At 38.8% G+C, this 26,342-nt stretch carries 32 protein-coding genes; 8 read left to right on the top strand and 24 right to left on the bottom strand.

All coding sequences use genetic code 11. From position 1 onward, the window contains the following. Positions 1–138 precede the first annotated feature (138 nt). The 6 genes from OFN91_RS01795 (at position 139) to upp (ending at position 3,364) form a co-directional block, all read left to right on the top strand. Entirely contained in the window at positions 139–357 is a 219-nt protein-coding gene (locus OFN91_RS01795) for a helix-turn-helix transcriptional regulator (protein ID WP_270873037.1), read from the top strand. Next, positions 350–685, top strand: a complete 336-nt coding sequence (locus OFN91_RS01790) for a hypothetical protein (protein WP_270873036.1) — start codon at positions 350–352, stop codon at positions 683–685. The genes OFN91_RS01795 and OFN91_RS01790 overlap by 8 nt, the downstream gene beginning before the upstream one ends. 49 nt (positions 686–734) lie before the next feature. After that, entirely contained in the window at positions 735–1,556 is an 822-nt protein-coding gene (locus OFN91_RS01785) for a hypothetical protein (RefSeq protein ID WP_270873035.1), read from the top strand. A 41-nt stretch (positions 1,557–1,597) separates the two neighbouring features. Further along, positions 1,598–1,729 carry a hypothetical protein gene (locus tag OFN91_RS01780; RefSeq protein ID WP_270862765.1) on the top strand — a complete coding sequence of 44 codons (132 nt, stop codon included), beginning with the start codon at positions 1,598–1,600 and terminating at the stop codon, positions 1,727–1,729. Positions 1,730–1,809: 80 nt separating this feature from the next. Beyond that, positions 1,810–2,349, top strand: a complete 540-nt coding sequence (locus OFN91_RS01775) for a hypothetical protein (RefSeq protein ID WP_270862764.1) — start codon at positions 1,810–1,812, stop codon at positions 2,347–2,349. Positions 2,350–2,734: 385 nt separating this feature from the next. Continuing rightward, positions 2,735–3,364, top strand: a complete 630-nt coding sequence (gene upp / locus OFN91_RS01770) for a uracil phosphoribosyltransferase (protein ID WP_270858742.1) — start codon at positions 2,735–2,737, stop codon at positions 3,362–3,364. Between the two features lie 121 nt (positions 3,365–3,485). On the opposite strand, the gene OFN91_RS01765 is transcribed toward upp, so the two are convergent. Genes OFN91_RS01765 through OFN91_RS01745 form a run of 5 tightly spaced genes read right to left on the bottom strand, consistent with a single transcriptional unit; the run spans position 3,486 to position 7,049 of the window. Continuing rightward, positions 3,486–4,223 carry a hypothetical protein gene (locus tag OFN91_RS01765; RefSeq protein WP_270873034.1) on the bottom strand — a complete coding sequence of 246 codons (738 nt, stop codon included), beginning with the start codon at positions 4,221–4,223 and terminating at the stop codon, positions 3,486–3,488. A 13-nt stretch (positions 4,224–4,236) separates the two neighbouring features. After that, complete coding sequence (locus tag OFN91_RS01760; protein WP_270873033.1) at positions 4,237–5,082, bottom strand: DUF2971 domain-containing protein; 846 nt, start codon at positions 5,080–5,082, stop codon at positions 4,237–4,239. Next, complete coding sequence (locus OFN91_RS01755; protein WP_270873032.1) at positions 5,082–5,690, bottom strand: tetratricopeptide repeat protein; 609 nt, start codon at positions 5,688–5,690, stop codon at positions 5,082–5,084. Before OFN91_RS01755 ends, OFN91_RS01760 begins: the two co-directional genes overlap by 1 nt. An 11-nt stretch (positions 5,691–5,701) precedes the next feature. After that, complete coding sequence (locus OFN91_RS01750; protein WP_270873031.1) at positions 5,702–6,382, bottom strand: tetratricopeptide repeat protein; 681 nt, start codon at positions 6,380–6,382, stop codon at positions 5,702–5,704. Between the two features lie 10 nt (positions 6,383–6,392). After that, positions 6,393–7,049 (bottom strand): hypothetical protein, encoded by a 657-nt coding sequence (locus OFN91_RS01745; protein ID WP_270873030.1) that lies wholly within the window; start codon positions 7,047–7,049, stop codon positions 6,393–6,395. Between the two features lie 142 nt (positions 7,050–7,191). On the opposite strand from OFN91_RS01745, the gene OFN91_RS01740 reads away from it, so the two are divergent. Together OFN91_RS01740 and yedE are read left to right on the top strand one after the other, a co-directional pair. Next, positions 7,192–7,584 (top strand): helix-turn-helix domain-containing protein, encoded by a 393-nt coding sequence (locus tag OFN91_RS01740; protein WP_270873029.1) that lies wholly within the window; start codon positions 7,192–7,194, stop codon positions 7,582–7,584. Between the two features lie 143 nt (positions 7,585–7,727). After that, a complete protein-coding gene (gene yedE / locus OFN91_RS01735; RefSeq protein ID WP_270873028.1) occupies positions 7,728–8,789 on the top strand; it encodes a YedE family putative selenium transporter in 1,062 nt (353 codons plus the stop codon). Positions 8,790–8,868: 79 nt separating this feature from the next. Here yedE and OFN91_RS01730 read toward each other — a convergent pair whose 3' ends face one another. The 19 genes from OFN91_RS01730 to OFN91_RS01640 all read right to left on the bottom strand — a co-directional run bounded on the left by OFN91_RS01730 (position 8,869) and on the right by OFN91_RS01640 (position 26,342). Then, positions 8,869–9,696, bottom strand: coding sequence for a transporter substrate-binding domain-containing protein (locus OFN91_RS01730; protein ID WP_270873027.1), 828 nt, complete (start codon positions 9,694–9,696; stop codon positions 8,869–8,871). 173 nt (positions 9,697–9,869) lie between these two features. Beyond that, positions 9,870–10,640: an NADH-quinone oxidoreductase subunit B family protein gene (locus OFN91_RS01725; protein ID WP_270873026.1), complete on the bottom strand. Its 771-nt coding sequence runs from the start codon at positions 10,638–10,640 to the stop codon at positions 9,870–9,872. Further along, complete coding sequence (locus OFN91_RS01720) at positions 10,640–11,173, bottom strand: 4Fe-4S dicluster domain-containing protein (protein ID WP_270873025.1); 534 nt, start codon at positions 11,171–11,173, stop codon at positions 10,640–10,642. The genes OFN91_RS01725 and OFN91_RS01720 overlap by 1 nt, the downstream gene beginning before the upstream one ends. Then, positions 11,174–12,877, bottom strand: coding sequence for an NADH-quinone oxidoreductase subunit C (locus OFN91_RS01715; RefSeq protein WP_270873024.1), 1,704 nt, complete (start codon positions 12,875–12,877; stop codon positions 11,174–11,176). It lies immediately after the preceding gene. Then, positions 12,874–14,295 (bottom strand): proton-conducting transporter transmembrane domain-containing protein, encoded by a 1,422-nt coding sequence (locus tag OFN91_RS01710; RefSeq protein WP_270873023.1) that lies wholly within the window; start codon positions 14,293–14,295, stop codon positions 12,874–12,876. The genes OFN91_RS01715 and OFN91_RS01710 overlap by 4 nt, the downstream gene beginning before the upstream one ends. A 2-nt stretch (positions 14,296–14,297) precedes the next feature. After that, the gene (gene hyfE, locus OFN91_RS01705) at positions 14,298–14,933 is read right to left on the bottom strand and encodes a hydrogenase 4 membrane subunit (RefSeq protein ID WP_270873022.1); all 636 of its coding nucleotides are present in this window, start codon (positions 14,931–14,933) and stop codon (positions 14,298–14,300) included. 1 nt (position 14,934) lies between these two features. After that, positions 14,935–15,816 (bottom strand): respiratory chain complex I subunit 1 family protein, encoded by an 882-nt coding sequence (locus tag OFN91_RS01700; protein WP_270873021.1) that lies wholly within the window; start codon positions 15,814–15,816, stop codon positions 14,935–14,937. Further along, complete coding sequence (locus OFN91_RS01695) at positions 15,813–17,690, bottom strand: proton-conducting transporter transmembrane domain-containing protein (protein ID WP_270873020.1); 1,878 nt, start codon at positions 17,688–17,690, stop codon at positions 15,813–15,815. The genes OFN91_RS01700 and OFN91_RS01695 overlap by 4 nt, the downstream gene beginning before the upstream one ends. Then, positions 17,683–18,627 carry a 4Fe-4S dicluster domain-containing protein gene (locus OFN91_RS01690; protein ID WP_270873019.1) on the bottom strand — a complete coding sequence of 315 codons (945 nt, stop codon included), beginning with the start codon at positions 18,625–18,627 and terminating at the stop codon, positions 17,683–17,685. Before OFN91_RS01690 ends, OFN91_RS01695 begins: the two co-directional genes overlap by 8 nt. A gap of 136 nt (positions 18,628–18,763) precedes the next feature. Further along, positions 18,764–19,513 carry an ATP-binding protein gene (locus OFN91_RS01685; protein WP_270873018.1) on the bottom strand — a complete coding sequence of 250 codons (750 nt, stop codon included), beginning with the start codon at positions 19,511–19,513 and terminating at the stop codon, positions 18,764–18,766. Beyond that, a complete protein-coding gene (locus OFN91_RS01680; RefSeq protein ID WP_270864849.1) occupies positions 19,510–20,193 on the bottom strand; it encodes a 5'-methylthioadenosine/adenosylhomocysteine nucleosidase in 684 nt (227 codons plus the stop codon). Before OFN91_RS01680 ends, OFN91_RS01685 begins: the two co-directional genes overlap by 4 nt. After that, the gene (gene fabD / locus OFN91_RS01675) at positions 20,190–21,119 is read right to left on the bottom strand and encodes an ACP S-malonyltransferase (RefSeq protein WP_270873017.1); all 930 of its coding nucleotides are present in this window, start codon (positions 21,117–21,119) and stop codon (positions 20,190–20,192) included. The genes OFN91_RS01680 and fabD overlap by 4 nt, the downstream gene beginning before the upstream one ends. 3 nt (positions 21,120–21,122) lie before the next feature. Further along, a complete protein-coding gene (locus OFN91_RS01670; protein ID WP_270873016.1) occupies positions 21,123–21,752 on the bottom strand; it encodes an FKBP-type peptidyl-prolyl cis-trans isomerase in 630 nt (209 codons plus the stop codon). 38 nt (positions 21,753–21,790) lie between these two features. Next, a complete protein-coding gene (locus OFN91_RS01665; protein WP_270858364.1) occupies positions 21,791–22,621 on the bottom strand; it encodes a hypothetical protein in 831 nt (276 codons plus the stop codon). A 1-nt stretch (position 22,622) separates the two neighbouring features. Beyond that, positions 22,623–23,093, bottom strand: a complete 471-nt coding sequence (locus OFN91_RS01660; RefSeq protein WP_270858365.1) for an OmpA family protein — start codon at positions 23,091–23,093, stop codon at positions 22,623–22,625. A 51-nt stretch (positions 23,094–23,144) separates the two neighbouring features. Next, positions 23,145–24,392: a Tol-Pal system protein TolB gene (gene tolB, locus OFN91_RS01655; RefSeq protein ID WP_270873015.1), complete on the bottom strand. Its 1,248-nt coding sequence runs from the start codon at positions 24,390–24,392 to the stop codon at positions 23,145–23,147. A 53-nt stretch (positions 24,393–24,445) separates the two neighbouring features. Beyond that, the gene (locus OFN91_RS01650; RefSeq protein ID WP_270873014.1) at positions 24,446–25,378 is read right to left on the bottom strand and encodes a TonB C-terminal domain-containing protein; all 933 of its coding nucleotides are present in this window, start codon (positions 25,376–25,378) and stop codon (positions 24,446–24,448) included. After that, a complete protein-coding gene (locus OFN91_RS01645) occupies positions 25,371–25,769 on the bottom strand; it encodes an ExbD/TolR family protein (protein ID WP_270858368.1) in 399 nt (132 codons plus the stop codon). The genes OFN91_RS01650 and OFN91_RS01645 overlap by 8 nt, the downstream gene beginning before the upstream one ends. Before the next feature lie 6 nt (positions 25,770–25,775). Continuing rightward, entirely contained in the window at positions 25,776–26,342 is a 567-nt protein-coding gene (locus OFN91_RS01640; protein WP_270862173.1) for a MotA/TolQ/ExbB proton channel family protein, read from the bottom strand.

Genomic DNA, 26,342 nt, shown 5'->3' with positions numbered 1-26,342 from the left:
ATACAGATATATACCATAAAATCGATATTTGCTAACACTAAAAACGCCCTTTGGTATTTTGCCTTTGTGATAATTTCAATAATATTTCAAACATTGCAATGAACTTGAAATAAATTTATTTTTCAAGGAGTTTTCACAATGGAAAACCAAAATTTAAATAAATGGCTAAACGCCAAACAATTAAGGGCGTATTTAGGCGGTATCAGCCAAGCGACTTTATGGCGATACTATAAAAAAGAGAATAAGTTACCTCAACCAAAGAGAATAAGTAAAAGTATTCTACTTTGGAATATAGACGAAGTTAATGCGAAATTAGGATTAATTTCAAATGAAAATCAAGGGAGCGAAAATGAGTAACTCAAAAAAAGCCCCTTTGGCTATTCGTGGAAGCAAGTATTCTACTACTTTGATTTTGGAAAGCCTAATTCGTGGTGAAAAAATCACAAACCACGAATTAGACAAATTTCACACAAATAGTGTGAAAGATATTATAGGCGATTTAAGGCGAAATTATGGCTTAGAAATAGCCGATATTCGTGTAAAAAACGAATTATCAAAAGGTTATCATAAACGATATTTTATTAATCGCAAAAATAAAAGAGCGATTAAACACGCAAAAGGCATTTTGAATTATTTACAAAAAGCCGATTGCGTGGTAAATCTTTATGACGACCTTTTCAAATAAGACATAAAAAAAGGGGCTAAATTCTAGCCCCTTGAACGATTTTAAGTCAATGGAATTATATCAAAATATGGCGCATAATGCGAGTATTTTCAACAAGATTTTAGATAAAATTTCCGAAGCTGATTTATTTAGCATTTCGCAAAATTTATCTCAATTCGCATCGCCAAATTTTAGCGGTATCGACAGCCTAAGATTTACCGCAACCGACAAATTTATAAGCAAATTTACCAACTTCCTACAAACGCAAGGACTAACCCTAAACGAAACAGCCTTTAAAACCAACCATTTCAGATTATGCGATTTATATGGCTATAAAACGCCAAAAACCGCCCTATTTTGCAAAGTAAGCCAAAAAGTAAGTATTTATATATACTCCACCTCAGAGACGCTAGACAAAGCAAGAAAAGCGCATAGAGACTTAAAGGGATTTCGCTTTTTAGAAATTCACGGATTAAGCCAATACGACAGCCAAGCCAAAGAGCCGCTAAAACTCGACCGAAAAACCGAACGAATTTTAAAATTTTTACTCGAATTTATCGATAATAGAAAAAATCGCCAAAACTTGATTTTAAAGAGCCTTGATTACTCACTCGACTATTTTATCAAAAAAGAAGTTAATGCAGTTTTGGCGCAAAGTATAGCCCCTTATTTAACAAATTTGGATAATTGTAAATTATACAAACCAAAAGCCCTTAATACTATTTACGCTCAGACCTCGACAAGAAAAAGGGCAAAGCCTATAAACGGAATTTTGCAAAAAGTAAGATTTTATGATAAAAAAATCAAACACGATAGCTCACGGGCGCGCGAGACTATGCAAAGGCATATTATAAGGGCTGAACTCGTTTTTGTTTTTGATAAGACCCCTTAAAAAAGTCATAAAATCGATATTTGCTGAGGTTATGAAACGAAATGAAAGCGAAAGACAATAACTTCCGCACTAAATCGCCCTTTTTGACCTATGCTAAACACCAAGCAAACCACGCAAGGGGCGCACTCGCAACCGCTTATATAAATAGACTTTCTAGTAGTGAATTAACATAATAATTAACCCAAGACTATACAAAACTATCAACTATTGCTATAATAACAATTATCAAAATATATAAAATAGAAAGGTTAAAATGAGACAAAAAACAAGCGATAAATACAAAGAACTAACAGCCGAATTTATAAGCGGTAATACTGAAATATCCAAGCTATCTAAAAAATATAAAATCCCTAGAACTTCGATTTATAGCCATTTTGACCGCAACGGATACGACCCAAGCACGGATTTAATCAAGGCTAGACACTTTATAAATCAAGGGCTAGAACACCTAAAACACTTCATTAAATCGAATATTTGCGACAATCCTAACAAACACACAAAAGAGCTAAACGAATTAGCAATTAAAAGCCTAATGGATACGCTAGAAAAAGAACACGGCACAACGGCCACAGCCATAAACGATTTAATCCTAAATGCAATAATTAAGGCTGATACTATGCTAGACCAAGCGAACGACCCTAAAAGCCTTTGCGAAACTATGCAAGGCATAAAAAAGTTAAGTGAAGCAATAGGGCTACCCCCTAAACTTTCTAAATATGATATAATGCAAGAAATCAAAGAGCTAAACGACAAAGAGCCGTTTAAAATTGAGATTAATTATCTAAATTCATAGCGTAAGCTTAATTAAGTTTTTGGCTAAATTTTGGCTGATTTTTTGCAAAGCTTAAAGACTTTTAGCGTGAAACATTGCTTTTAAGCATTGCGAAACTTAAAGCCAAAATTTCGCAATCGCTAAAAGCCCTAAAATAGGGATTTTCTTAAAATTAGTATTGAAAATTGAAATTTTCATAATTATTTTTTAGACTTCCGAAACTTAAACAAAAACAGCCTATAAAAAAGCCTATAAATACATATAACTACTTTTAAAAATGCTTTATTATAGGCTTTTTAATGCATTATTAGTTTAACTCCCTGTCCGCCACCAATCAAAATCCCAAAATCTACCCTTTCATTACCAATTTTCTGTATAATAGGCAAATTTTATGAAAGGTGAAATCATGAAAAATATCAAACAAATCTCACACCCCCTAATCGAGCACAAACTCTCAATCCTGCGAGACAAAAAGACAGATCCATTTCAGTTTCGTATGCTAATCGACGAGATTAGCTACCTAATGCTTTTTGAAGCAAGCAACGATTTGCGCCTAAAAGACGCGCCGATTACGACGCCTGTGGCGAAAATGACAGCAAAAAGATTAGACGAAAAGATTATGATATGCCCTATTTTGCGCGCTGCGCTTGGTATGCTGGACGCTGTCTTTAAGCTAATTCCAGATGCGAGCGTCGGGTTTTTGGGCTTTCAGCGAAATGAAGAGAGTTTGCAGGCTGAGTTTTTCTACGCAAAACTCCCGACTGACTATAAAGAGCGCACCGCAATCATCATAGATCCGATGTTTGCAACCGGTGGCACGGCGATTGACGCGGTGAAATTCTTAAAAGAAAAAGGCGTGAAAAAAATCAAATTTATCTCTATCATCGCAGCACCTGAGGGACTGAAAAAATTCAGCGAAATCTACCCAGATGTGCCTGTATATACTGCCGCGATCGACGAGAAGCTAAACGAAAACGGCTATATTGTCCCTGGTCTAGGAGACGCTGGCGATAGGGTTTTTAATACGATGAAATAGGCGAATTTAGGCGTTTTATGACGCTTAAATTTGATTTATGGCGCGCTGGTTTGGTGCTGGCGCGCCAAAATTTTAAAATTCGCATAAATTTGGCGGGTTGTTTGCGATACTGCGCCGAGATTTAAAAATTCGGGCAGTTACTCGGACTTGCGTGTGTGCTAAATAAAAATGTGCCATTTTGCAAATAGTAGTCATGTTTAACCGATACGCCAAGCTTTCGCAATAATCTGTCACTTGGATTGGTGCAGTAAGAATTTAGCATTATTTGCTGATATTCATTTTTTAATTCCAACACAGTATTATCACTTAAATGATTTACAAAAAACATAGTGCTATAAATATAAGTATTACTAGCACAATATAGATTATATGTTGCACTGTATTCATCTAAAACCATAGGCATTCTGGCGTTGAATTTATTTATACTGTTTATGATATATTTTCTATCACAAATATTTGTAGAATTTAAAAAATTTGGACAATTTCTCGGATTTGTGTTGATAGTATGGACTAAATTTCCACTTTTATTAAAGAAGTTCATTTTGATATTAAGTCCTATATCAGCGGCTAGCTCAATATTATAGTCAGAACACATTACTTCATTTTTCATAAATTTATCCAATTCATCTTTTTCTCTTTGTGATGGAGTTTGGTTTGTATTTATATGACCATTTAATATCATTGTATTATTTTGACACTGGCTTTTGCTAAACCAAAAATCTCTTGTCCTTGCGTTTAAATTTATGCTATCTAGCCTGTCAATCCACTCTTTCATATATTGCTCATCGCAAGTATCTCGCCCGAAAGCAAAGCCAAAAAATAAATTTGCAAATAAAATAGCGAATATAAATTTTTTCATTTTTAGTCCTTTATTACCCCTCCAATTCTTCTTGCGTTATTTCTACTGCTTCTGGGGAATATTTGGTTTTAAAGGCATAAATTTTAGGCGTTTTAGATGAGTATTTTTGAGTGTTTTTTAAAACTTCATATATAAATTTGGCTACTCTTATAGCGTGTCTGTCAAAGCTGATATTTGTTTCATCTAATTCATCGTAAATTAAATTTTCTTGACAAAATCCCCTACCTAAGGTTATACTTTCTATTTGTATAGGAAAATAATGCTTTTCTTCTTTGTTAAGCTCTTCAAAACTTTTATTATTAAAAATTGCTCTATGCTCTCTCTCATATCCCCAGCAAATATTTTTTGTAGTCATGACTTTCTTTAATAAATCACTATCTTGTATATCTTGTATATCTTGTATATCTTGTATATCTTGTATATCTTGTATATCTTGTATATCTATCACTGGAAAATCATCACAATATTGAACCGGCATAACAAATTTATTATTTTCTTTCGATATTGTAAAATCTATTCTTACACCAAGAGATTTGTTTGCATAGTTTGCCCACATTAAATAATCTTTTTCGCATTTACAATATCTTGAAAATGAAGTTATATAAAATTTATTTTTTAAACAACGAAAATTTTGAATTTGTTCAAAAATTCTCATTTTTTGATTAGCGTTTATACTGCAAGCGTGAAAAAATGTGTATCTAAATTCATCGATATCGTTCATCTGTGCAAAATTTGAAGCATAAAGAGCTGATTTTTCTAAAATTTCCTTAAAACGACTATTTGATTTTTGCTCCCAAAATGAATTACTATCATCGCTTGATTTATACTCCAACCCCCTAAATTTCGAATATTTTGGCATTATTTTTTCCTTAAATATCCAAGAGTATTTAAATCTTTGTAGTTATCGCAACCTTTCTGGCTACCTAAATCGCACGCCTTACCATAATGCTCTTTTGCTTTTTGAATATCATATTTTTCACATCTATTATTGACTAAAAAATTATTTCCCAAATTTACACAAGCGACAGCATTACCACCAGAACATGCCTTTAAAAACAAATCATTTGCCGTGCAAAAGCCCTGTTTTACACCTTCGCCTCTTTCATATAAAATTCCAAGATTGTTACAAGCATCATATTCATTTTTATCACAAGCTTTTTCATATAGCTCTTTTGCTTTAAATTTATCTTGTCTAACACCTTCGCCTTTTGAATATAAAATAGCTAGATTATAGCAGGCGGTTGCATTATCTCCATCGCAAGCTTTCGTATATAAATCTTTTGCTTTAAAAATATCTCGTTCAAGTCCGCCAAGTCCGTTATCATAAGCATAACCAAGATTTACGCACGAACTCATAAAATCGCGACTACAAAAATATTTAAGGTCTTTGATTTTTTCTGGTGTATAATCGTTATCATCACCAAATAAACCAACTACAACAAAAATAAGTAATAAAATTTTTTTCATTTTTTATCCTTTCAATACCCTTCTTCATTAAATATTTTATAGTTTTCACAACCACTTTCAAACCTATAATCACATGCTTTTCCATAATACTCTTTTGATTTAGATTTATCTATACTTTGATAATAAATACCCAAAACCCAACATCCCACACCATCTTCTCCATTGCAACCTTTTTCAGCAAATTCTTTTGCTTTGGACAAATCTTGCTCCACGCCTTTTCCGCGTAAATAATAAAAACCCAATCTACTACAACTCGTATATATGTTGTTACTACAAGCTACTCTATAATAATATGATGCAGAAAATTCATCTTTTTCTACAATCTCATATACTACTCCTAATTTTTCACAACTAGAAGCTATGCCGTTATCACAAACTCTTTTATATAATTCTTTTGCTTTTTGATTATTTCTTTCTACGCTATAACCATTAAGATATAAAAATGCTAAATTTTCACAACCTTCATTATCATTTTTATCACATAGTTTTTTAGATTCTTCAAATAATTTTACGCAACTAACATGGTCATAATTTCGGCACTTTTCATTTAATTCCGATAAATCTATATATGTTGATAATGTATCATTTTTATTTTCTTTTTCTCTATTTACTACGCTTAATAACACTATTAATATTACTACAACAAGAAAAGACCATATTACTATTTCTTGTATCTTTTCATTATTTTCCATACAAACTCCTTTAATTTTTTATCATATAGCTTTTTGCAATTCTTTCAAATTCTAAGCCAAAAAGCTGTGGGTATTTTTTGTTAAATGCGACAATACAATCATCGATATATTTTTTACACTCTATTATAAATTTCATAACGCCTGTGCTGTTGTTTTGGTTCATTTTATCGGCGTATAAAGTATTGTATGGATTTTCAACGCCATATAAAATTTGATATTTTTCAAGTAATTTAATAAATTCCGAATTTTCTCTATCTTTTAAATCCAAAATTAGCAAATTTAGCACGACATTATCAAGCGATGATTTTAAAATATTTTTAAATTCGCTAGTTTGTTCTTTTTTGTCTAGCATTTTTAAAGCTTTAAAAATTAAATCTGAAATATCCTTAAATTTTGGCTTACAAATCCAGTTATCGCCACTTTTCTCTACTAGCCATTGATTATTTTCTTTAAAATTTTTAATGGCAAATTTTATGTCATTTACTAATTTTCTAAATTTCTCATCGTTGTTTTTGTTTTTCATTTCATTAAGCGAAAGCAAAGCAATCAACGCACTTGCAATACTTCCTATCCAACCAAATGCGCCACAACCATTTGTATAAACCAAAGCAAAAATAGTCAATATCACAAACAAAATAGTTAAAATCAAAAATCCATTTTCTTTCAATTTTTTCTCTTTTTTTAAATTTTGCGATATTCTACCCAATTTTCCCTAAATTTATTCAATTCGAAGTCTATAAATATTCAATACGAATAAAAAAATACTTAAAATTCAAAGAAGTTATTCATTTTGAATATTTAGGACGAAAATGGAAATTTACGAAAAAATCGCCGAAATCGCAAAAGAAAAAAACATCAGCAAAAAAGAACTTGTCAGGCGGATTTTATCGCTCGAACCGCACCTTAACTCCACAGGCGAAATCCCTAGCGAACCCACGCTTTACAACTACCTCAACGGCAATCGCGAGCTAAAAGTCGAACTAATCCCGTTCATCGCTCAGGCGTTAGGCGTCTTCGAGCAGGAACTTTTCATCTGTAACGAAAACGACAAGGCGAGATTTTACAACCATTTAGCCAAAACCTACGCCACGCTCGACCCCGAATTTAGCGAGCTTTTGCCCTATGCTTCGCCGATTTTGCTCAAACACATAAAGCTACTTTTACGCGAAAGCAAAGCCCAAACCCAAAATTTAATGCAATAACTCAAAACCCGCAAAACCCGTAAATTTAAAACCAAATTTCTATCCCAAACTAATCAAATTTTTTCAATCAACTCTAATCAAATTTCGCTACAATTCGCCCCGAAAAAAAGCAGGTCTGCTTAACTTATCCAAAAGGCAATTTAATGCCAAAATCAACCATACTTTTTATCATTTCAGGTGCCTTTCTAGGCCTTGGCGGAGCCGCGCTCGTGCATTATGGCAACCCCGCGAATATGGGCGTTTGCGCCGCATGTTTCTTGCGCGATACAGCTGGTGCGCTTGGCTTTCACAGAGCAGCCGTGGTGCAATACATACGCCCAGAAATCATCGGCCTTATCATCGGCGGTTTTATCGCCTCGCTAATTAGTGGCGAGTATCGCACACTCTCGGCCTCATCGCCATTTACGAGATTTATCTTAGGGATTTTTGCGATGATTGGCTGCTTGGTGTTTTTGGGCTGTCCGTGGAGAGCGTTTTTGCGCCTAGGCGGAGGCGATATGAGCGCAATCGCTGGCGTGGTGGGGCTATTTGCTGGGGTGGCTTGTGGCAGGTTTTTTAAGGCTAGCGGATACGAGACGGAGCGCGAAAACGAGCTTTCAAAACCGCTTGGCGCCATGCCGCTTATCATTGGAATTTTGCTTTTGCTAGCTCTCATTAGCGGGGTGAAATTCGGCGAAAATGGCGCGATTTTTAGCTCGACTTCGGGCCCTGGTTCGCAACATGCGCCGATTTTTATCTCCCTAATCGTAGCCGTTATCATCGGCGCGGCTATGCAAAGAAGCAAATTTTGCTCTGTTGGCGCACTTTCGCGCACTTTCAACGGCGATTTTTCTATGTTTTGGGGCATAGTGGCGGTGATCGTAAGCGCCTCAATCGCAAATTTGGCGTTTGGGCAGTATAAATTCGGCTTCGAAGCTCAACCAATCGCGCATAACGAATTTATCTGGAATTTCGCCGGCATGGCATTGGCGGGACTGTGCTTTTCGCTGTGCGAGGGCTGTCCTGGCAAGCACCTAGTCCAGGCTGGAAGCGGAAACCTAAACTCTGCGATTTTCATCGCTGGCATGGCGTGTGGCGGGGCTATCGCACATAATTTCTCGCTAGCTAGCTCGGCTAAGGGGATTAGCGAATTCGCGCCGTATGCGGTGGCGCTTGGCTTTGCGTTTTGTGCGTATTTTGGGATTTTTAGTAGGCAAAAAGCCTAAATTTAAAATTTGGCGCAATCTAACACTCGCGCCAAATTTTAAGGAGTTAAAATTTTAATCAATGCGAATTTCGCGGTGATTACATAGTTAAAAATTGGCTGTATAAATCGTCTAACAAAAAGTAGTGTTTAGGGACATTTCCGTTATAAAACGGCCCGATTGTCTCATCGTATTTTTTATCAAAATACCCTGCTTGTGAGAGCTCGAAAATCTTTTGATCGACCAATTGTAGCATATCTTTGTTGCCCTTTTGGGTGACGACGCAGTCGAAAAATGTCTCGCCGATTTTTGGAATCGATACTTCGAAATTTAGATCTAGCACCGGCACAGAGGCGACTGAGACGATATTGTGCATATATGCGTCAGCCTCGCCACGATTGACCTTGTCGTAGCAGTCTTTGTTGTTTTGGCATGGCACTGGGGTGATATTAGGGTTTTTGCGCACCCAGACATCTGAGTTGCTCTCGCCGATGACGGCTATTCTTTTGCCCTCTAAATCCTCGATTGATTTGATACCGGCTGATCTTTTTGAAACAGTTGAGAGATTGATAGAAAAATACGGCACCGAAAAATCAGCCACTTGGGCGCGTTTTTCGTTTCTAGTGTAAGCTGCGATTAGCAAATCGACCTTGTTGTCTTTGACATAGTCTAAGCGCTCTTTTTGAGGCACGCCTACGAACTCTATCCTGCCCTCATCGCCTAAAATAGCCTTTGCGATCTCTTTTGCGAAGTCGATCTCAAAGCCCACAAATGAGCCATCACTTTGCAATACGCTAAATGGTGCCATGTGCTCGCTCACGCCTATTCTTAAAACCTTGCTAGATTTGATTTGATCTAGCGTGTTTGCGCTGGCTACGCTAGCACCCAAGCAAACTACGCCCGCCAATGAACAAAGAAGTTTTTTCATGATTTCCCCTTTTAAAAATACTCTCCATTATACCCCCCCCCCTTAATTTTGCTTAAATTTTGGTAGAATTTGAATAAAAATTTAGTATTTTTGTATAAATTATCAGATTAGGATATTTTTGATAAATTTGGATAAAATTTGTAGAATTTCAAAAAGGGGCGTAAATTTAAAATTTACGCCCAAGCAAGGGATTTTGGATCAATTTTTTCTGCGCCAAAATACTTGCCATACACATCGTTGTAGATAATTCCCAAGCACTCTTTAAATCTCGGATCCTCTTCTGCGCTAATCGCGTTTAAAACAGCTGTTTTGACGCTAGCAGGGTTTTTAGGCTCACCGCTTGTGCGAAGCGCGTCCATAAATTTGTCATAAAGCTCGTCAGCATGGACATAGCTCATCAAAAATTTTGCCTTTTGGTAAGCTGATTTTTCGAAAGCCATATCGCCGACTAACGAAGGTTTATCTGTGAAAATAAAATTCTCACTTTTTTCAAATTTCTGCTCTTTTATCTTTTGATCTACTAGCCCAAGCGCACTAGCTAGCCCATACAAAATGCCAGCTGGGTGCGGAGGACAGCCAGGGATAAAGACATCGACTGGAATTACGCTTTGCGCACCGCCCCACACGGCGTAACTATCGTGGAAGATTCCGCCACTTGAACCGCACGCGCCCAAGGCTACGACGATTTTTGGCTCAGGGATCGCCTCATACGCGCGCAAAAGCGGATAATACATCTGCCTAGTAACTGGCCCAGTTACGAGCAAAATATCGGCGTGGCGCGGGTTTGCGACGAGCTTGAAGCCAAATCTCTCTGGATCCCATTGTGGAGCAAGAGTGGCGAAAATCTCGATTTCGCAACCATTACAGCTACCGCAATCGACACGAAAAACGCTAAAACTTCGCCTAATTTGTTTTAAAAATTTTAATTTATCATCGCCGCTCATCACACAATCCTTTGATAATCATTTTCTCGCATTTTCGCTGCTGTGTTTTCGCGTTTGCAAGCAGGACAAATTTGCGTATATTCTCTGGCTAGCTTTTTGCGATCATCGCTCATATTTGAAGCCGTGATTCTACTAAGCGCGGTTTGGACAAAACGCTTCGAAGTAAATGCCTTGCCACACTGCGAGCAGTTATGCGCCTCCATAGTGCCACACACATGCAAATCAGCTCGATTGAAATTTACGCCTAGTTCAAATTTAGAGCTAAGTTTGATAGCTTTTGTAGGGCAGACCTCCTCGCAACGACCACAAAAAATGCACCTGCCAGTATCGTATCGCCACACTACTGACTTTTCATCTTCGATTTTGACGCTGATTGCGTTTGGCGGGCAAGCCACGCCACAAGACGCGCAACCAATGCACAAAGCATAGGTGTATTCTGGGCGGCCTCTGAAATTTTCGCTCATTTCATACGGCGCTAACGGATAAGGCTTTGTAACAACTCCCTTTTTTTTCACTAAATCAAAAATTTTCATCTAATTTCCTTTTTGGCAAATCGCTTTAAGCTCTTTTCCGGCTAAAATTTTGCTTTTTCCGCTTTTTATATCGACTACGGTTAGCCTTTCGGTGCATGAATAGCACGGATCTAGGCTACATACGATTAAAGCAGCGTCAGCGACGGTGTAGCCACGAAGCTGATGAGCTAGGGCTGGCCAGTTGCTAAATGTAGGAGCCTTGACGCGCCATCTATATACTTTTTGGCTGCCACTTTGCATTATCCAGTGTATATCCTCACCGCGTGGAGCTTCGATATAACCGATTGCGTAGCTGTTTGGTTTAACCCTATAATCGCTATTTACGATGATATCGCCACCAGGCATTATATCAATACACTGCCTAATCACACTAATCGCGTCTTTTGTGTCGTGGTAGCGCACCTTGACCCTGCCATAGACATCGCAACTAGTTTCGGTATTTATGTTAAATTTGAGTTTTTTCGTAAATTCATCAGGGTAATCGTAGCGAACATCTCGCTTAAATCCACTAGCCCTGATTGTAGGTCCTACTGAGCCATAATCCCTGCCAACTTGCGGATCTAAAACGCCAATTCCCTTCCAGCGAGACATTTGCCTTTCATCATTTATGATGACTTCCCAGACATCTTCGAATTCTTGCTCGATTTTAGAGAGCAAATTTAAAATCTCTTTTATCTCTTTGGCTCTGATATCTCGTCTCATACCGCCTACGGTTACCGTGCCGTAAGTTTTCCTGCCACCTGTTAAAATTTGGGCTAAATCAAGTGTGTATTCACGCACTCTAAATACATGCATAAATGCAGTATAGTTTCCTGTAACCTCGCACGCTAAACCGATATTTAGCAAATTTGAGTGAAGTCTTTCGACCTCTGCGCTCATTATACGGAGTGCCTGCGCGCGTTCAGGGATTTCTAGCCCCATAGCGTTTTCTGTGGCTCTTGCCATAGCGATAGAGTGCGCAAAACCGCAAATTCCACAAACTCTCTCGGCTAAAAATGCCATTTGAGTGTAGTTCATACGATTTTCGGCTAGTTTTTCCATGCCTCTGTGCTGATAATACAGCCTATAATCCGCATCTACAATCGTATCGCCGTCACAATAAAGCCTAAAATGCCCCGGTTCATCAGCCGTGATATGAAGCGGTCCAAGCGGAATGGCTTGGGTATTTACTCCCTTTGGCTTTTTAAATTCATAATCAGGCTCTACGCTTAATGGATCTGGACGAAATTTATAATTCATCTCATCTTTTCTAAGCGGATATAAATCTAATGGCCAATCATCACTCATAGCAAGTCTTCTTGGATCGATTAATCCTTCCGCTCTAAGCCCAAAGAGATCAAAAGCTTCTCTTTCATACCAAACAGCAGCCTTAACGAGTGGCGTAACTGAGGGATAAACAGGATCATCAGCCGGAATTAAAGCTTTAACGGTTATAAAGCATTTCTCTTCTAATTCATCATCTTGGCTAAATTTAGAACCCTCCATAGAAAGCACATAATAAAGCGCAAAATGTTTATTGATAGACCTTTCATCGTTTGCTACCATCGTCACTAACCAACCGCCGATACCATAATATAGCTTATTTACCACAGCAGGCAGGTCGTTTCTATCGACCAAAATCGTTATTTGTTTATCGGTTTGTCTAGTGGTTTCAAGTATGTTAAATTCGCTTTCGATTTGACTAATGTATAAATCACCTATCATCTTAAATCCTTTATTAAATTCACGCTCAAATCAAGCAAATTCCAGAAAAACTCAAATTTCCAAAGTCCAAAAGCGATAACAAAAAAGCCCAAAAATATAAGCGGTAAATTTTCAAACAAACTCATCTCTTTATCGTATTTTAACTCGCTTTGGTTTTTGCCAAATGAAGCTAAGAAAAAGTGTGAAAAGTCTGCTATGAAAATAACTGCTAATGCAATCGCAAAAATAATCGCTACGACATATCGCTCTGTCAAAATTGCTTGTGTAAAAGTCATAAATTCGCTTACGAAAATCGCAAAAGCTGGAACTCCAACAAGTGAGCAAATCGAAATTCCAAAGAATACGCAAGTAAGCGGTGCAGTGTAGGCTAGACCACCCATTTTGTGCATATTGTTTGTTTGGTAAATTCTCCAAGTATTTCCCGTGGTAAGGAAAGCTAGGGCTTTTGTAAGGCTGTGAGCTAGGCAGTGGAAAAGTGCTGCTGCTACGCCGATTTTTCCGCCAACTCCCAAAGCAAATGCGATAACGCCCATATGAACTACGCTGTGATAAGCAAGCATGCGTTTTACATCGTGTTGCGTTACCAAGAAATACCCAGCCACATAAAGTGTAATCACGCCACTTACAAGCATAGTATCCATTACAAATTCCATGCCGACTGAATTTGCAGCGATAAAATAATATCTAATCAAAGCCAACATTGCGACTTTTAGCACTATACCGCTAAGCACAGCAGAAGTCGGAGATGGACCTTGCGCGTGAGCATCAGGAAGCCAAGTATGAGTTGGAACAAGACCTGCTTTTGTGCCAAATCCCACAAGAGCTAGGATAAAAATAACTTTCATCGTAAGCGGATCGATTTTTTTATCAATCAAATCCGTAAATAAAATCCCGCCACTTGAATAAAGCAAAATAGTAGCCAGCATAGCAAACGCTAGACCAAGAGAACAGACCATTACATATTTATAACCGGCTTCTACGATTTGTTTTTTCTTGTTATAAACAACCATAAAAACGCTACTTAGCGTTGTCGCTTCGACAGCCGCCCACATGATAGCGATGTCATTTGCCACAGCAGATAGTATCATAGCAAATGTCGTAATATAGGCTAAAACTAGCATTTTTTTGATTTTTTTAGGACTTTCATCTCTCCAACCAAGATAGGTAGGAAAATATAGCGTTACCAAAGTCCCTGTAATGCCGATGATTGTCAGATAAATTCCACCCAAGCTATCTAAAAACAGCATTTTATTTAGTGCGAAAAGCGGCGAATATCCTATAAGCGAAATAGCTTTAAAAATAACCGCACAAATAATTAGCGCAAAGACCAAATTCACGACTTTTATCTTGTTATCAGGCACGAAATAAATCAACGCCGCAAATATTAACGGCAAAATAAGCAATAAACATATTATCATACTCAACCCTTTAACTCGCTGGCTAAATTCGTATTTTGGCTACCAAAGACCTCTTTGTATCTAACTGCCAAAATAGCCATAATCGCGATTCCAAACACAGCGTCGCTTAAAATTCCAAGCTCGACTAGCGAACTAGCATTACAAGCGTTTGTGGCTAAATTTAGATGAACCGCGTTTTCTATCAAACAATAAGCCAAAATTTGTTTTAAAAACGACCTTCTTAAAATAAATCCGCAAACCCCAATCCAAAATGTAAAAATCGCAGCACAAATGACAAATTCATTTTGGATAATTGCAAATTTCATAAAGATTGGCGTCAAAAGAAGCGCCAATCCAAGCGAAAATGCAAAAGCTATCACAGGCGATAAGAAAAATCCTGTATATGGATCATTTTCGTATCGCATATCGATTTTACTAAGAGCATAAAACAAAATCGCAGGAACCAAAATAACCTTTGTAATAATCGCAATTACCGCCCAAGAACGAAGCTCGTGAGCATCAAATTTAGCTGCCATAATAAAAAATAGAGTTACCAAACAAACAGTATTTAACGCATAAAGAGAAATTGAAATTTTATAATCCCTAAACGAAAATACCGCCAAAGAAATCATCATTAAAAGTATTGCAAACACTTCCATATCAAACCCCCGCAGCAAACAAAATCACGCTTAAAATGCCAAGTCCTAGCATCCACGAAGCGTTTAATTTCAAAGTCGAAAGCATTGCATACCTAGGACCGAAGTTATCAATTAGCACAGCAAGCGTTGTGGCTAATTCGACCAAGATTATCGTAAAAATGCAATCTAGCAGTAAATTATTAAACCCAAATGGGATAAAAATTTTAACAAATAGGCAAATTACGGCAAATTGTTTTAGCATAGCGCCAATGTCGATGAGTGCTAAATCTCTACCGCTAAATTCAGCCACGACGCCTTCTTGGACCTCTTGTTCTGCTTCTGCTATATCAAAAGGCTTTCTTGACATTTCGATATAAACAGACCATAACAATACAATTCCTGCTATTATAAATGAAATTTTAAATCCAACTTCGCCGTTAATGACTGCATTATGAATAGTGGTTAAATTTGTAGTTCCAAACATAACACAAACCACAATCAAACCACAAATCATAATAGGCTCAGCATACAAAGCCAACATATTTTCTCTGTTTGCGCCGATTGCCGCAAATGGGTTAAGACTATCAAAAGCCGCTAAATTTAGGATAAATCTAAATGCGACAAGCAGATAAACAATAACAATTAAATCTGAAATGCTCTCGCACCTAGCAGCCGTTAGCATTACCAAAAATGCTCCGATTGCCACAAGTAGATATGGCGTCCATTTAAATACAAAATGGGCTGAATTTGGAGCCGTTCGCTTTCTGCGCAAAAGTTTTAACAAATCATAATAAGTTTGCCAAATCGGAGGTCCTTGACGGGACTGGATTTTTGCACGCAAACTTCGACAAATACCGTCAAATAGTGGCATCAAGGCAAGAGCTAAAAGTAGTTGTAATATCATAGTTTGCCTCCAAAAAAGTAAAATATTCCCACGCCTAAAATACCAAGATAAAGCACCATATAAAATGCGTAAGTCGCACTCTTGCCATTTTGCATAATGGCGATTTTATCGGCTATTTTCATATTAATATCAATTATAGGCTTGTAGATATATTCCATAAAAACATCTTTTACGATAATGCTGTAAGACGAGCCTTTTTTACGCATTTTTATGCACATAAATTTAGCCAAAACTCGCCTTAAATCGCCTACGGCTGTGTTTGAATTTGGTAAAAATTCACTCTGGAATTTAAATCCATTTGCCCACGGATCGCTTAATTTTGGTTTCTCAAATGGCGATTTAAAAGCTAGTAAAATCGCAAACGGCAAAATAAGCATAGCAATCAAACATAGCCAAAGCAATGAAAACGATAGTGTCGCTCCACTATCTGATACTGGCATAAATGACCAAATTTTGCTTACAAACATAGGCGATGAAAGAGCCAAAATCACGCAGAAAAGCGCCAAAATCACCATAGGCACGAGCGAGAAAATCGAAGCCTCCCTATACTCGCCTTTGGCTTTGCCACTAAATATTAATCCGTAAAATTTAACGAAGGCAAACGCACAAAGCACGCCAGCTAGCGTCAAACCGATAGTCGAAAGCGCAAAAACTAATCTTGAAATTCCAGGATCTGTTTTTGACAAAAGTGCTTTATATATCAACCACTCGCTCGCAAAGCCGTTAAATAGCGGAATTGCGACTATGCTCAACACGGCTATTAGCGAACAGAACGCAGTGATTGGCATAAATTTGGCCAAACCGCCCAAATAGTTGATTTTTAGCTTTTTGCTTGCATTGTAGATATTTCCAGCAGCAAAGAACAAAACAGCCTTGAACACGCTGTGATTTAAGCTATGTAAAATCGCACCAGCCAAACCAAAGGCTGCTAAAATATTATTTGCAGTAGCAAGCCCATAAAGTCCAGCACCAAGTGCTAGCAGGATAATTCCCATATTTTCGACAGAACTATATGCGATTAGTTTTTTATACTCGTTTTGAAGCGCAGCAAAAATGATACCCCAAACAGCACCAAATGCGCCCAAAATCATCATAGCTAAGGCAAAAGAGGCAGGAATTTTGGCAATTAACATAAATTTAATCAAACCAAAAATCGCGACCTTACTCATCGCGGAACTAAATAATGCTGAGACATTTGAATTTGCAAGAGGATATGCTAGCGGGCTCCACACATGAAACGGCGCAAGACCAGCCTTCGTGCCAAATCCGATAAAAAGCAAAATGCAAATAAATAAAGATGAGGTATTGAAATTCCAGTCGCTAAAATGCAAACTTCCAGCACTATGTGCCATAATCAAAAACGCTATAACGATACAAAACGCGCCCACTTGCGCCACGCCAAGATATAGCATAACTGTGAAATTCGAACTTGGAGTGTCGTTGAATTTGAGCATTAGCGCAGAAACTAGCGTCATTAACTCCCATAAAACCACGAATCCAAAGACATCGTTACTACTAATAACCATTAGCATGCTTAGCATAAAAAAGCTAAAAAGCGCAGATTTTACAGCGAAATTCAGCTTGAAATTTTGCAAATATCCAAGCGAATAAATCGCACTCATCGCGCCTATAAAACATACTATAAAACTAAAAAACGCACCCAAAGGCGTTAGCAAAAAGCTTGGTTCAAACAAAAATCCCCTAAGCACAAATTCGCTACTTCCATGCAGTTGCGATAGGAAATACAGCGCGCCCACTACCGAAATAGCGGCATTTGAAATAAATCCAAAATACAAAGCAGTCTTTTGCGAATTATAAAGAGCTAAGCTGATAACGCCTATTAATAAGTATGAAATAAAAATAAATTCAAGCATTGTCATCCTTATTATCGTTAGATTTCAAATTCGGATTTTTTGCCCCTTTGCTCTCTTTTTTCGGTTTAGAGGCTACTTTTTGCGGCTTTATCTCATCACTAGGCTTAGCTTCTACTTTTGGCTCAGCTTTTGGCTCGGTTTTGACTTCCGCTTTTGGCTCGGTTTTTGCTTCGACCTTTTGAGGAGCCGGTTTTTGAGCTACTTTCTCAGCTGGCGCAGGAGTTAGGGCAGGAGCTGTTTGTGGGGCTAGTTTTTCAGCTGGTTTTTGATCTGGCGCACTCTGTGGCGCAGAAGCCGTGTCAAAAGCCACTTTTTCAGCTGGTTTTTCGACCACGCTCGCTTCTGGCGCAGGTTTTGGCGCAGGTGGGGCCACGAACTCGCTTAGATCAACATCTCTATCGCTGATAGCCTTGATGAAATTTTGCATATTTTCCGTATTTTTGAGTTTTTTTCCGATTTTATGCTCTGAATTTGAATCTAGCATTATAATCGCACCTTTTGGACAGGCTTCGACACAGGCCGAACCTTCTTCTCTACCATCACAAATATCGCATTTGACAGCGAGACTTGGAAATCCCGGTTGGCTAAGATAGTTCGCGTCTTTTTCGACTCCAAAAACACCAGTGCTATCTAATGAGACGGCGCCATACGGACAGGCTACGGTGCAAAGCCCACAGCCGACGCATAAATGCTCATTGAGATGGACAAAATCTGTTAAATTTTGCAAAGCACCGCTTGGGCAAACTACGGCACATGGAGCATCGTCGCATTGGCGACATTGGTTTGTAGAAGAGGTTTTTTCTACTTTGAATACTCTAATGCGTGTAATTCCTAGTTTGCCGCGTTTTATAGATTCTTTAACACAAGCCTTCTCGCACGCCTTACAACCTATGCAAAGCTCCGGATTTGTGATTACAATTTGATGAATTTTACTCACACGACAGCCTTTTCAAAGAAATCTGATAATTGACATGTAAATTTATCAAAATTCGTCTAAATTTAGGTTGAAAAATTATTTATTATTAAAATTTTATTAATATGAAACTAAAATTTAACTACCAAATTTCAAAATTTTAAAATTTCGGTGTGAAAAATGTGTCGTCGTGGATGTTGTTAAACGCACTTTCTAAGCTGATAAAAAATTTCGGGTGAGCCTTTTCATACTGGGCTAAAAGCTCCTTGGTTTGGGCTCTGGCGATTGGTTCCTTGCCTCCGTATTGTTTGGCTGGGCAACTATCTTCTTCGTTCATCACTGGAAGCTCATTTTGCGCTGCGCAGGCGCTTAGCTGGCGCTCTCTGGCTAGGATTAGTGGGCGGATTATTACTAGGCCGTTTTGGGCGGTGTATTTAGGAGCTAGGGTGCGAAGTGCGCCGTTATGGGTGAAATTCATAAAAAAACTCTCCGCAGCGTCGTCTAAATGGTGTGCTATGGCGATTTTGTTAAAGCCGTTTTCGAGTGCGTATGTGTAGAGATAGCCTCTGCGCATGCGCGAGCAAAAACTGCAAAATGTGGTGTTTGCGCGGATTTTTTCCTTGCCAAATTCGAAAATTTTGGTTTCAATGATACGATATGGGATTTCGTGTTTCTTAAAATGCGCTGAAATTTCGCCCAAATTTTCGCCTATGCCATAGCTTATCGTTACAGCCTCAAACTCCCATTTTAGCGGGCTTACACTTTGAAAATGCTTCAAAATGTGTGCCAAAGACATGCTATCTTTGCCACCACTTAACCCAAGCAAAATTTTATCGCCCTCTTCGAACATTTTGTATTTTGCGTTGGTTTGACCGACCACGCGCAAAAGTTTTTTGGAGATATTTATCAAAGAAGTTCGACCATTTTTAGGGCTAAATTCGCGCTGATTTTCGCGCTTTTTACGACGAATTCGTCGAAATCAAACTCGGCTTTGTTTCCAGCCTCGTCGCTAATGGCTCTTAACACACAAAAGCCAACACCTAGCGCATGGCAAACCTGCGCTACACTTGCGCCCTCCATTTCTACCGCGCTCGCGTCGAATTCGGCCCCAATCCAAGCTTTGCGCGCCTCGTCGCATACGAATTGATCGCCACTTGCGATAATGCCTGATTTTAAATTTAGCCCCAATTCCCTTGCCGCACGCTGTGCGATTTCGTTAAGATTCGCGTCAGTATCCACAAAAATCGGGCTTCCTGGCACAAATCCGTGCGGATGACCAAAGGCAGTGATATCCAAATCATGCTGGACTAGGCGGGTAGCGTATAAAATTTCGCCGATTTTCAAACCCTCTTTAAGCGCGCCTGCAACGCCCGTGAAAATAAGCTTCTCTGCGCCAAATTTTTCTATCATCAGCGTGGCAGTAAGGGTAGAATTTACCTTGCCGATTTTTGAGTAAGCGATGATAAGCTCGTGCGCGCCGAATTTCGCAAGGTAGAATTCGTTGTTTGCATAATCAATCTTTTTGGCGTCTAAATTCGCCAAAAGTGGCTCTATTTCCTCTGGCATTGCGCCTAAAATTGCGATTTTCAAGCGTTTTCCTTTGCGAATTTTACAAATTCTTCTAGCGAGCTTAAATTTGAAATGCTAAAAGTCGGTTTGTCGGTGATTTTTTTGTTTATCCCTTTTAGCACGCTTGCGCCAAATTCGACGAAGCAATCCACGCTATTTTCGTAGTTTTTCACGCTGTGTTTGTATAGCACTGGGCTGATTAATTGCGCTTTTAAAAGCCCTAGGGCTTCACTTTTTGTGCTGTAAATTTTAGCTGTTGCATTGGCTACGACTGGGGCGAAACTCTCATTTAACGCAGGCTCTAAATGGCTCACAAGCTCGTCGCTTGCGCTTTGAAGCATTGGGCAGTGGCTAGCTACGCTCATATTTAAAAGCATTGCGCGCTTTGCGCCAGCTTCTTTAAATTTAACTTCCAAACTCGCCAAATCATCGCGGTTGCCAGCCACGACGATTTGTCCGTCGCAGTTGAAATTCGCAGCCCAAACCTGCTTGCCCTGCGCCCTAGCTTCGTCGCAAATAGCGCAAACTACCTCATCGCTAAGGGCCAAAACCACCATCATACCGGCATTTTTGCCCTCGCAAGCATTTTGCATTAATTTCCCGCGGATATTTACAAGCCTTAAAATTTCCTTTGCCTCAATCGCGCCAGCAGCGCCAAGTGCGCTAAACTCGCCAAGCGAGTGGCCCAGCAAAAACTCAGGCGAAATTTTAATCTGCTCATTTAGTGCCAAAACACACATCATCGAATTTAGCGCAATAGAGGGCTGAGTAAATTCAGAAATATCAAGCTTGTCATTTGCCTCAAAAAGCAAATTTGCAAAATCGATTTTAGTATGCGCGCTAGCAGTGTCCAAAAGCTCTTTTGCGCTGGCAAAATTTTCGTAAATTTCTCTGCCCATACCCACGCTTTGTGAGCCTTGACCCGGGAAAATAAATGCGTATTTCATATCTTAGTCCTCGTGGTGATGACCGTGTCCGCCGCAGCACTCATGATCGCCATGGTGGTGTCCATGTCCGCCACAACACTCGTGATCTCCGTGGTGGTGGTGTCCGTGTCCGCCGCAGCACTCATGGTCTTCGCCATGATGATGTCCATGTCCGCCACAACCGCAAGTATGCTCGCCCTCTGGCACGCCTGTCATTAGCTCGTCTTCGCTCGGCTCACGATTTTCGACGACTTTGACATTAAATTCTAGCTCTTTGCCTGCAAATGGGTGGTTAAAGTCGATCGTAACATCTTCTTCGCCGATTGCTTTGACGATTACGCGGGTTGTCGCGCCGTCTTCTGCCTGACCGAAAAGTTCCATGCCTACGACCAAGTCAATACCCGCAAATTCCTCTTTTGGCAAAATTTGGATAGCGTTTTCGTTGTATTCGCCAACGCCGTCACTTGGGGAAATTCTAACGATTTTGCTCTCGCCCTCGCCTAGGCTTAGAACTTCATCTTCAAGTTTTTGGATAATTTGCTCTTTGCCAGTGATGAAGGCAATCGGATTTGCGTTGAAATTTGACTCTAAAATTTCGCCTGAATTTGCGTCTTTTAGCTCATAATACATTTTTATAACTCTGTTTTGCGCCATAAAATTCTCCTTAAATTAAAATTTATCAAATTTTGATTTTAGCGTGTTGGTGCAGCTTTGGCTTCTTTTGAATCAGGGTAAGATGATTTTAGAGCGTTGTAAAATTTCGTTCCGCTTGCGCTATCCCCGATTTTATCGAAGCTAATTGCTGTGTGATATAAAAGTCTTGGTGTGTAGTCTTGTTTTTGATTGTGCGAAATGCTCTTTTTGTAGTAATTAATCGCGTCTCCGTAAGAGCCCGAAAAATACGCCACTTCGCCTAACATATAATTTGATCTTGCTGGTTGATAATTTTTGCTAGCAAGGTAAGCGTAGCGCTCTTTGGCGCCTGCATAGTCTTTTTTCTTAAATAATTCCTCTGCCTCTTTTGCGATTGAAGCATTGTCTTTGGCGCTAAAATTTGATTTATTTGTGGTAGTTGCACTAGCGCCCTTGGCACTTTGAGCGCCAGTATTTTTGCTTATTTCAGCGTTTTTTTTTACGCTTGAATTTCCAAGTTTTGCATTAATTTCAGAAATTTGAGATTTTAGCCATGCGATATCTTTTTTCATCTGATCTAGCTCGCTGCTGCCGTTACTGCGACCAGTCGTGCGAATCTCTAAATCAGCCACTCTGCTTTCTAAATTTGAAACTTTCTCATTAGCTCCTTCTACGACAGTGCGCAAACCCTCCATGTTTTCATTAACACTATTTAGGTTGTTTTGCATATCATTTACTTTTTTACGATTATCGCGTAGGAATTGCTCGTTTTCTGTCAGACCATAAGAGCTGTCTGAACCGATATTGCCAGCGTCAAATGCCGAAACTTCTGCATGTAAAAAAGCTGTAACGCCAAGAAGCGCCACAGCTAAATTTGATTTGAAACTCAAATTAGAAACCTACTTTGAATTCGTCGCGTCTGTTTTGAGCGTCGCACTCTTTTGTGCCATTTTTGCATACTGTGTTGCTCTCGCCGTAGCTAACAACTGATAGTCTGTCGCCATTTACGCCTTGTGCAACCAATGCATCTTTTGCAGCTTTTGCTCTTTTTAGACCAAGAGCGTAGTTGTATTCATCTGTGCCCCACTCATCGCAGTTACCTTCAACTTTAACAGTTAAAGCCTCTGCGCCAGCTTGGTTGAATAAAGCTGCGTTGTTGTTGATTGTACCTTGTTGATCAGCGCGGATATTAAATCTATCGAAATCAAAATATACATTGCCAACTTCGCTTTGAATTTGAGCAGCTAATGCAGCCAATCTGTCAGCATCGCTTAAATTTGAATCTACCTCTGGATTCTTTTTAGAACAACCGCTCAAAAGTAGAGCAGCAACTGCAACTGAAGTTAAAACTAAATGTTTCATACTTATCCTTTCAAAAAAAATTATAAGATTATAGCATAAAAATATTTAAAATTACCAATCAACCGATTGAATTTGACCGATTTTTAATGGAAATTGAAAACTTTTATTCTCATTTACACGGATAATTCCTACTGAACTTCCACCGCCTGCTTGTTTGATATACATAACACTGCCGCCGTCGCTAGAAAATCTAGGGAACATATTTTTGCCACCAGATGTTAGCTGGCGAATCATATCTGTTTGAGTTGAGATCATATAGATATTAAAGCTACCAGATCCGTCGCGACTAGAATAAACTATGTAGTTTCCATTTGTGCTAATTGAGTTATTATTTTTGCCGTGATATACCATTTGTGTCACATTTCCGCCATTTATGCTAGTGGCAAAAATATTTGGATATCCAAGTCTATCGCTTACGAAAGCCACCCTTGAATCGCCGTCGATGAAATTTCCATTTACATCGATTCCTGGATAATCTGTAATCTGTCTAGCTGAACCTGAGCCTATGTCATATAGATAAATATCTGGTTGGTCTTTTGGTGCGTTTGTGATTAGAAGTTTGCGACCATCAGAGCTTACATCGCCTACGATTGTCATACCTTTGCCTGTGAAAATTTTACTTTTTGAGCCGTTTGAAAGGTTGTATTTATAAATCGCAGGGGTATTTTGATTCACATAGTAAGTATAATAAAACTCATTTTGTGCCGCACTTGCCCATTTAGGGAAGATGTTTAATCCACCACGCAAAACTACCTTTTGGTATGTCAGCGTATAATCAGCCACCATAATCTCGCTCTCTTTTGTCGAAGTATATCGAGAGAGTAAAATCATCTCTTTCATCCAATCCACATCAGAATATCCTAGCTCTTTTACGATTTCAGAAACTGCCATGTGAGCCAAAAATGGGTATTTCTCGGCGTTTGAGAGAGAAAAGCTTTTCTCATACATTACTCTGCCAGTCCCAGCCTCGATGACTTTGGCCTTTAAATTCATAGGCGATGTTTTGTCGCTAACTGCGTATCTTACGATAAGCGCAGCCCCTAGCTCGCCTAAATTTGAATTAGCGTCCCCGTTATAATCGCTTACCAAATACTCGTCGCTAACATCGAAAGTAGCGCCAACCTTTAAATCCCCTACCATGAGTTTAAAAAATTTGTTGTTAAACTCAGCGTTTGAAAGATTTGATGCATTTTGAACGACAATTCTTGGTAAATTTACGCCCTCGTTCGTAATCGTAGTCGTCGCATCTGCGGCAAAAACAGCCATACAAAATGCAAAAATCAACATTAAATTTTTCATTATCTCTCCTTGCAAAATTTTAAAAAAATGCAATTGTAGTAAAAATTTGTAAATTAAAATTTATTTCTAACTACATCGTTTAAATTTATCTCATAAATAAAAGGCTTTCCGTCAGGCGATTTTGGGAAATTTTGCATTTCCAAATTTCCTAGGAAATCTCTTAGTTTTTGGTTAAATTCGGTATTTGCTCCAAGTCTTTTGATCTGATAATCGCTAATCCTGCCGTCCCCGCCAAAGGTGACAACGACGGTAGAATCGTCATTGACGGTGGTTGCGTATTTGCTCCAAAGGCGTTGGAGGATTTTGTTTATCTTGCCACGATATGCGTCATATTCGCCAGTAAGCTGAGTTTTGCCAGTAACGACATTTGATTTTACTAGCGCGTTACGCGAAGTCGCCTGATTTTTCGCCTTGGTTTGGGTTTGTTTGTCTGATTTTTTGCTACTTTGCACGGCGTCGTTTTTAGAAACACTCTCGCTTAGCTTTTTGTTATCTTTCGTAGTATCAGAAAACAGATCGTTCAAATTTGGCTCAGGCTCTTTTTTAGCCTCCTCTTTTGGCTTTGGTTCTTCTGGCTTTTTCTCCGGGATTGGTTCTGGCTCAGGCTCTAGTTTTGGCTCTTCTTTTTTTACTTCCTCTTTTGCTGGCTCTGGTTTTGGCGCAGGTGGTGGAGGTGGGGTAGTAACCTCAGTCGTAGTTTTTAGAGTTTCTTCTTCGACTGGCTTTTCTTCTTGCTCATATTGGTCGCCCTCTTTGTCTTCTTCGGCGATATTTGGGGCTGTTGGTATCGGCGAATCATCAAAATCTATTGGGATTGCGATATCCATAATCGCGCCCAAATCATCGGTGTATTTTTTCGCTTTGTTTTTGTATTCTGAAATTTGATAAAGAAAAATAGCAAGCAAGCTAAAATATAGAGCCAAAGCGATTAGAAACGATCTGAAATTATCATATCTAACCCCGGTGAAATTTGAATATCTAGCCATTTGTTTGAAGCACAACCTTATTAAAACCAGCTTGTTTTAGCGTCTTTAAAACAAACATTACATTATCATAAATGATTTTTTTATCGGCTTGGATATAAACTGGCTTATCCACAGCGTATTTGCCACTGCTTTTAATGAGTTGCAAATTATCTGGAAATTCAGCCAAACTCATAGTGCTGGTATCAATATAAATTTTGCTATCTGCATCCACGCGCACGAGCATAAATTCGGCTGTATTTTGCGATGAAGCCGATTTCGAACCGCTTGGAAGCTCGATTCTCTCATCATAAATAATCGCAGTTTGCGCCACCATTAAAATGGCAAGCAACACAAGCATAATATCGACAAGCGGAGTTATATTTAATTCAGGATTTTCATCGAAATTATACATACAACTCTACTTTGCGCCTGCTTTATGAAGCAAGATATCAGATGTGCGGTTTATAATGCTTGTAACCTCATAAGCTTTACGCTTAATAAGTAAAGCAAAAGTATATGCAGGAATAGCGACGAAAATTCCACAACCTGTCGCAACCAAAGCCTCGCTAATGGCTGGTGCGATGGTATCTATTCCCGAATTTCCGCCCCCTAGCTTTGAAAATGTATCCAAAATACTAACAACCGTTCCAAAAAGCCCTATAAATGGCGATGTCGAAGCGATGATAGAAAGCCAAGTCAGCCCACTAGTAGCGTCGCGCTCAGCCTTGCTTTTATAGACATTTAGGGCCTCTTTGGTCGTTCGCTCGGGAGTAATTTTTTGAAAAATCGATCCAGAAAGCGCAATCTTGCCACCCATTAAAAGCGATTCTAGCGCCTTTGTTTCTTTGACTTGCCATGCACTAAGCCCTGCGTAGCGCGAAATTAAAATGGTAAATGTAACTATAAAATATATCGAAAGCCAAGAAAGCACAAATATCGTAATAAATGTGCTTCTTGTAAAATAACTTAAAATAAGATCCAACAT

It is taken from the genome of Campylobacter sp. JMF_08 NE1, assembly GCF_027737875.1.
Taxonomy (GTDB): Bacteria; Campylobacterota; Campylobacteria; order Campylobacterales; family Campylobacteraceae; genus Campylobacter_B.
Note: the sequence above shows the minus strand (reverse complement) of the source record. Positions and strands in the feature narration are given on the sequence as shown.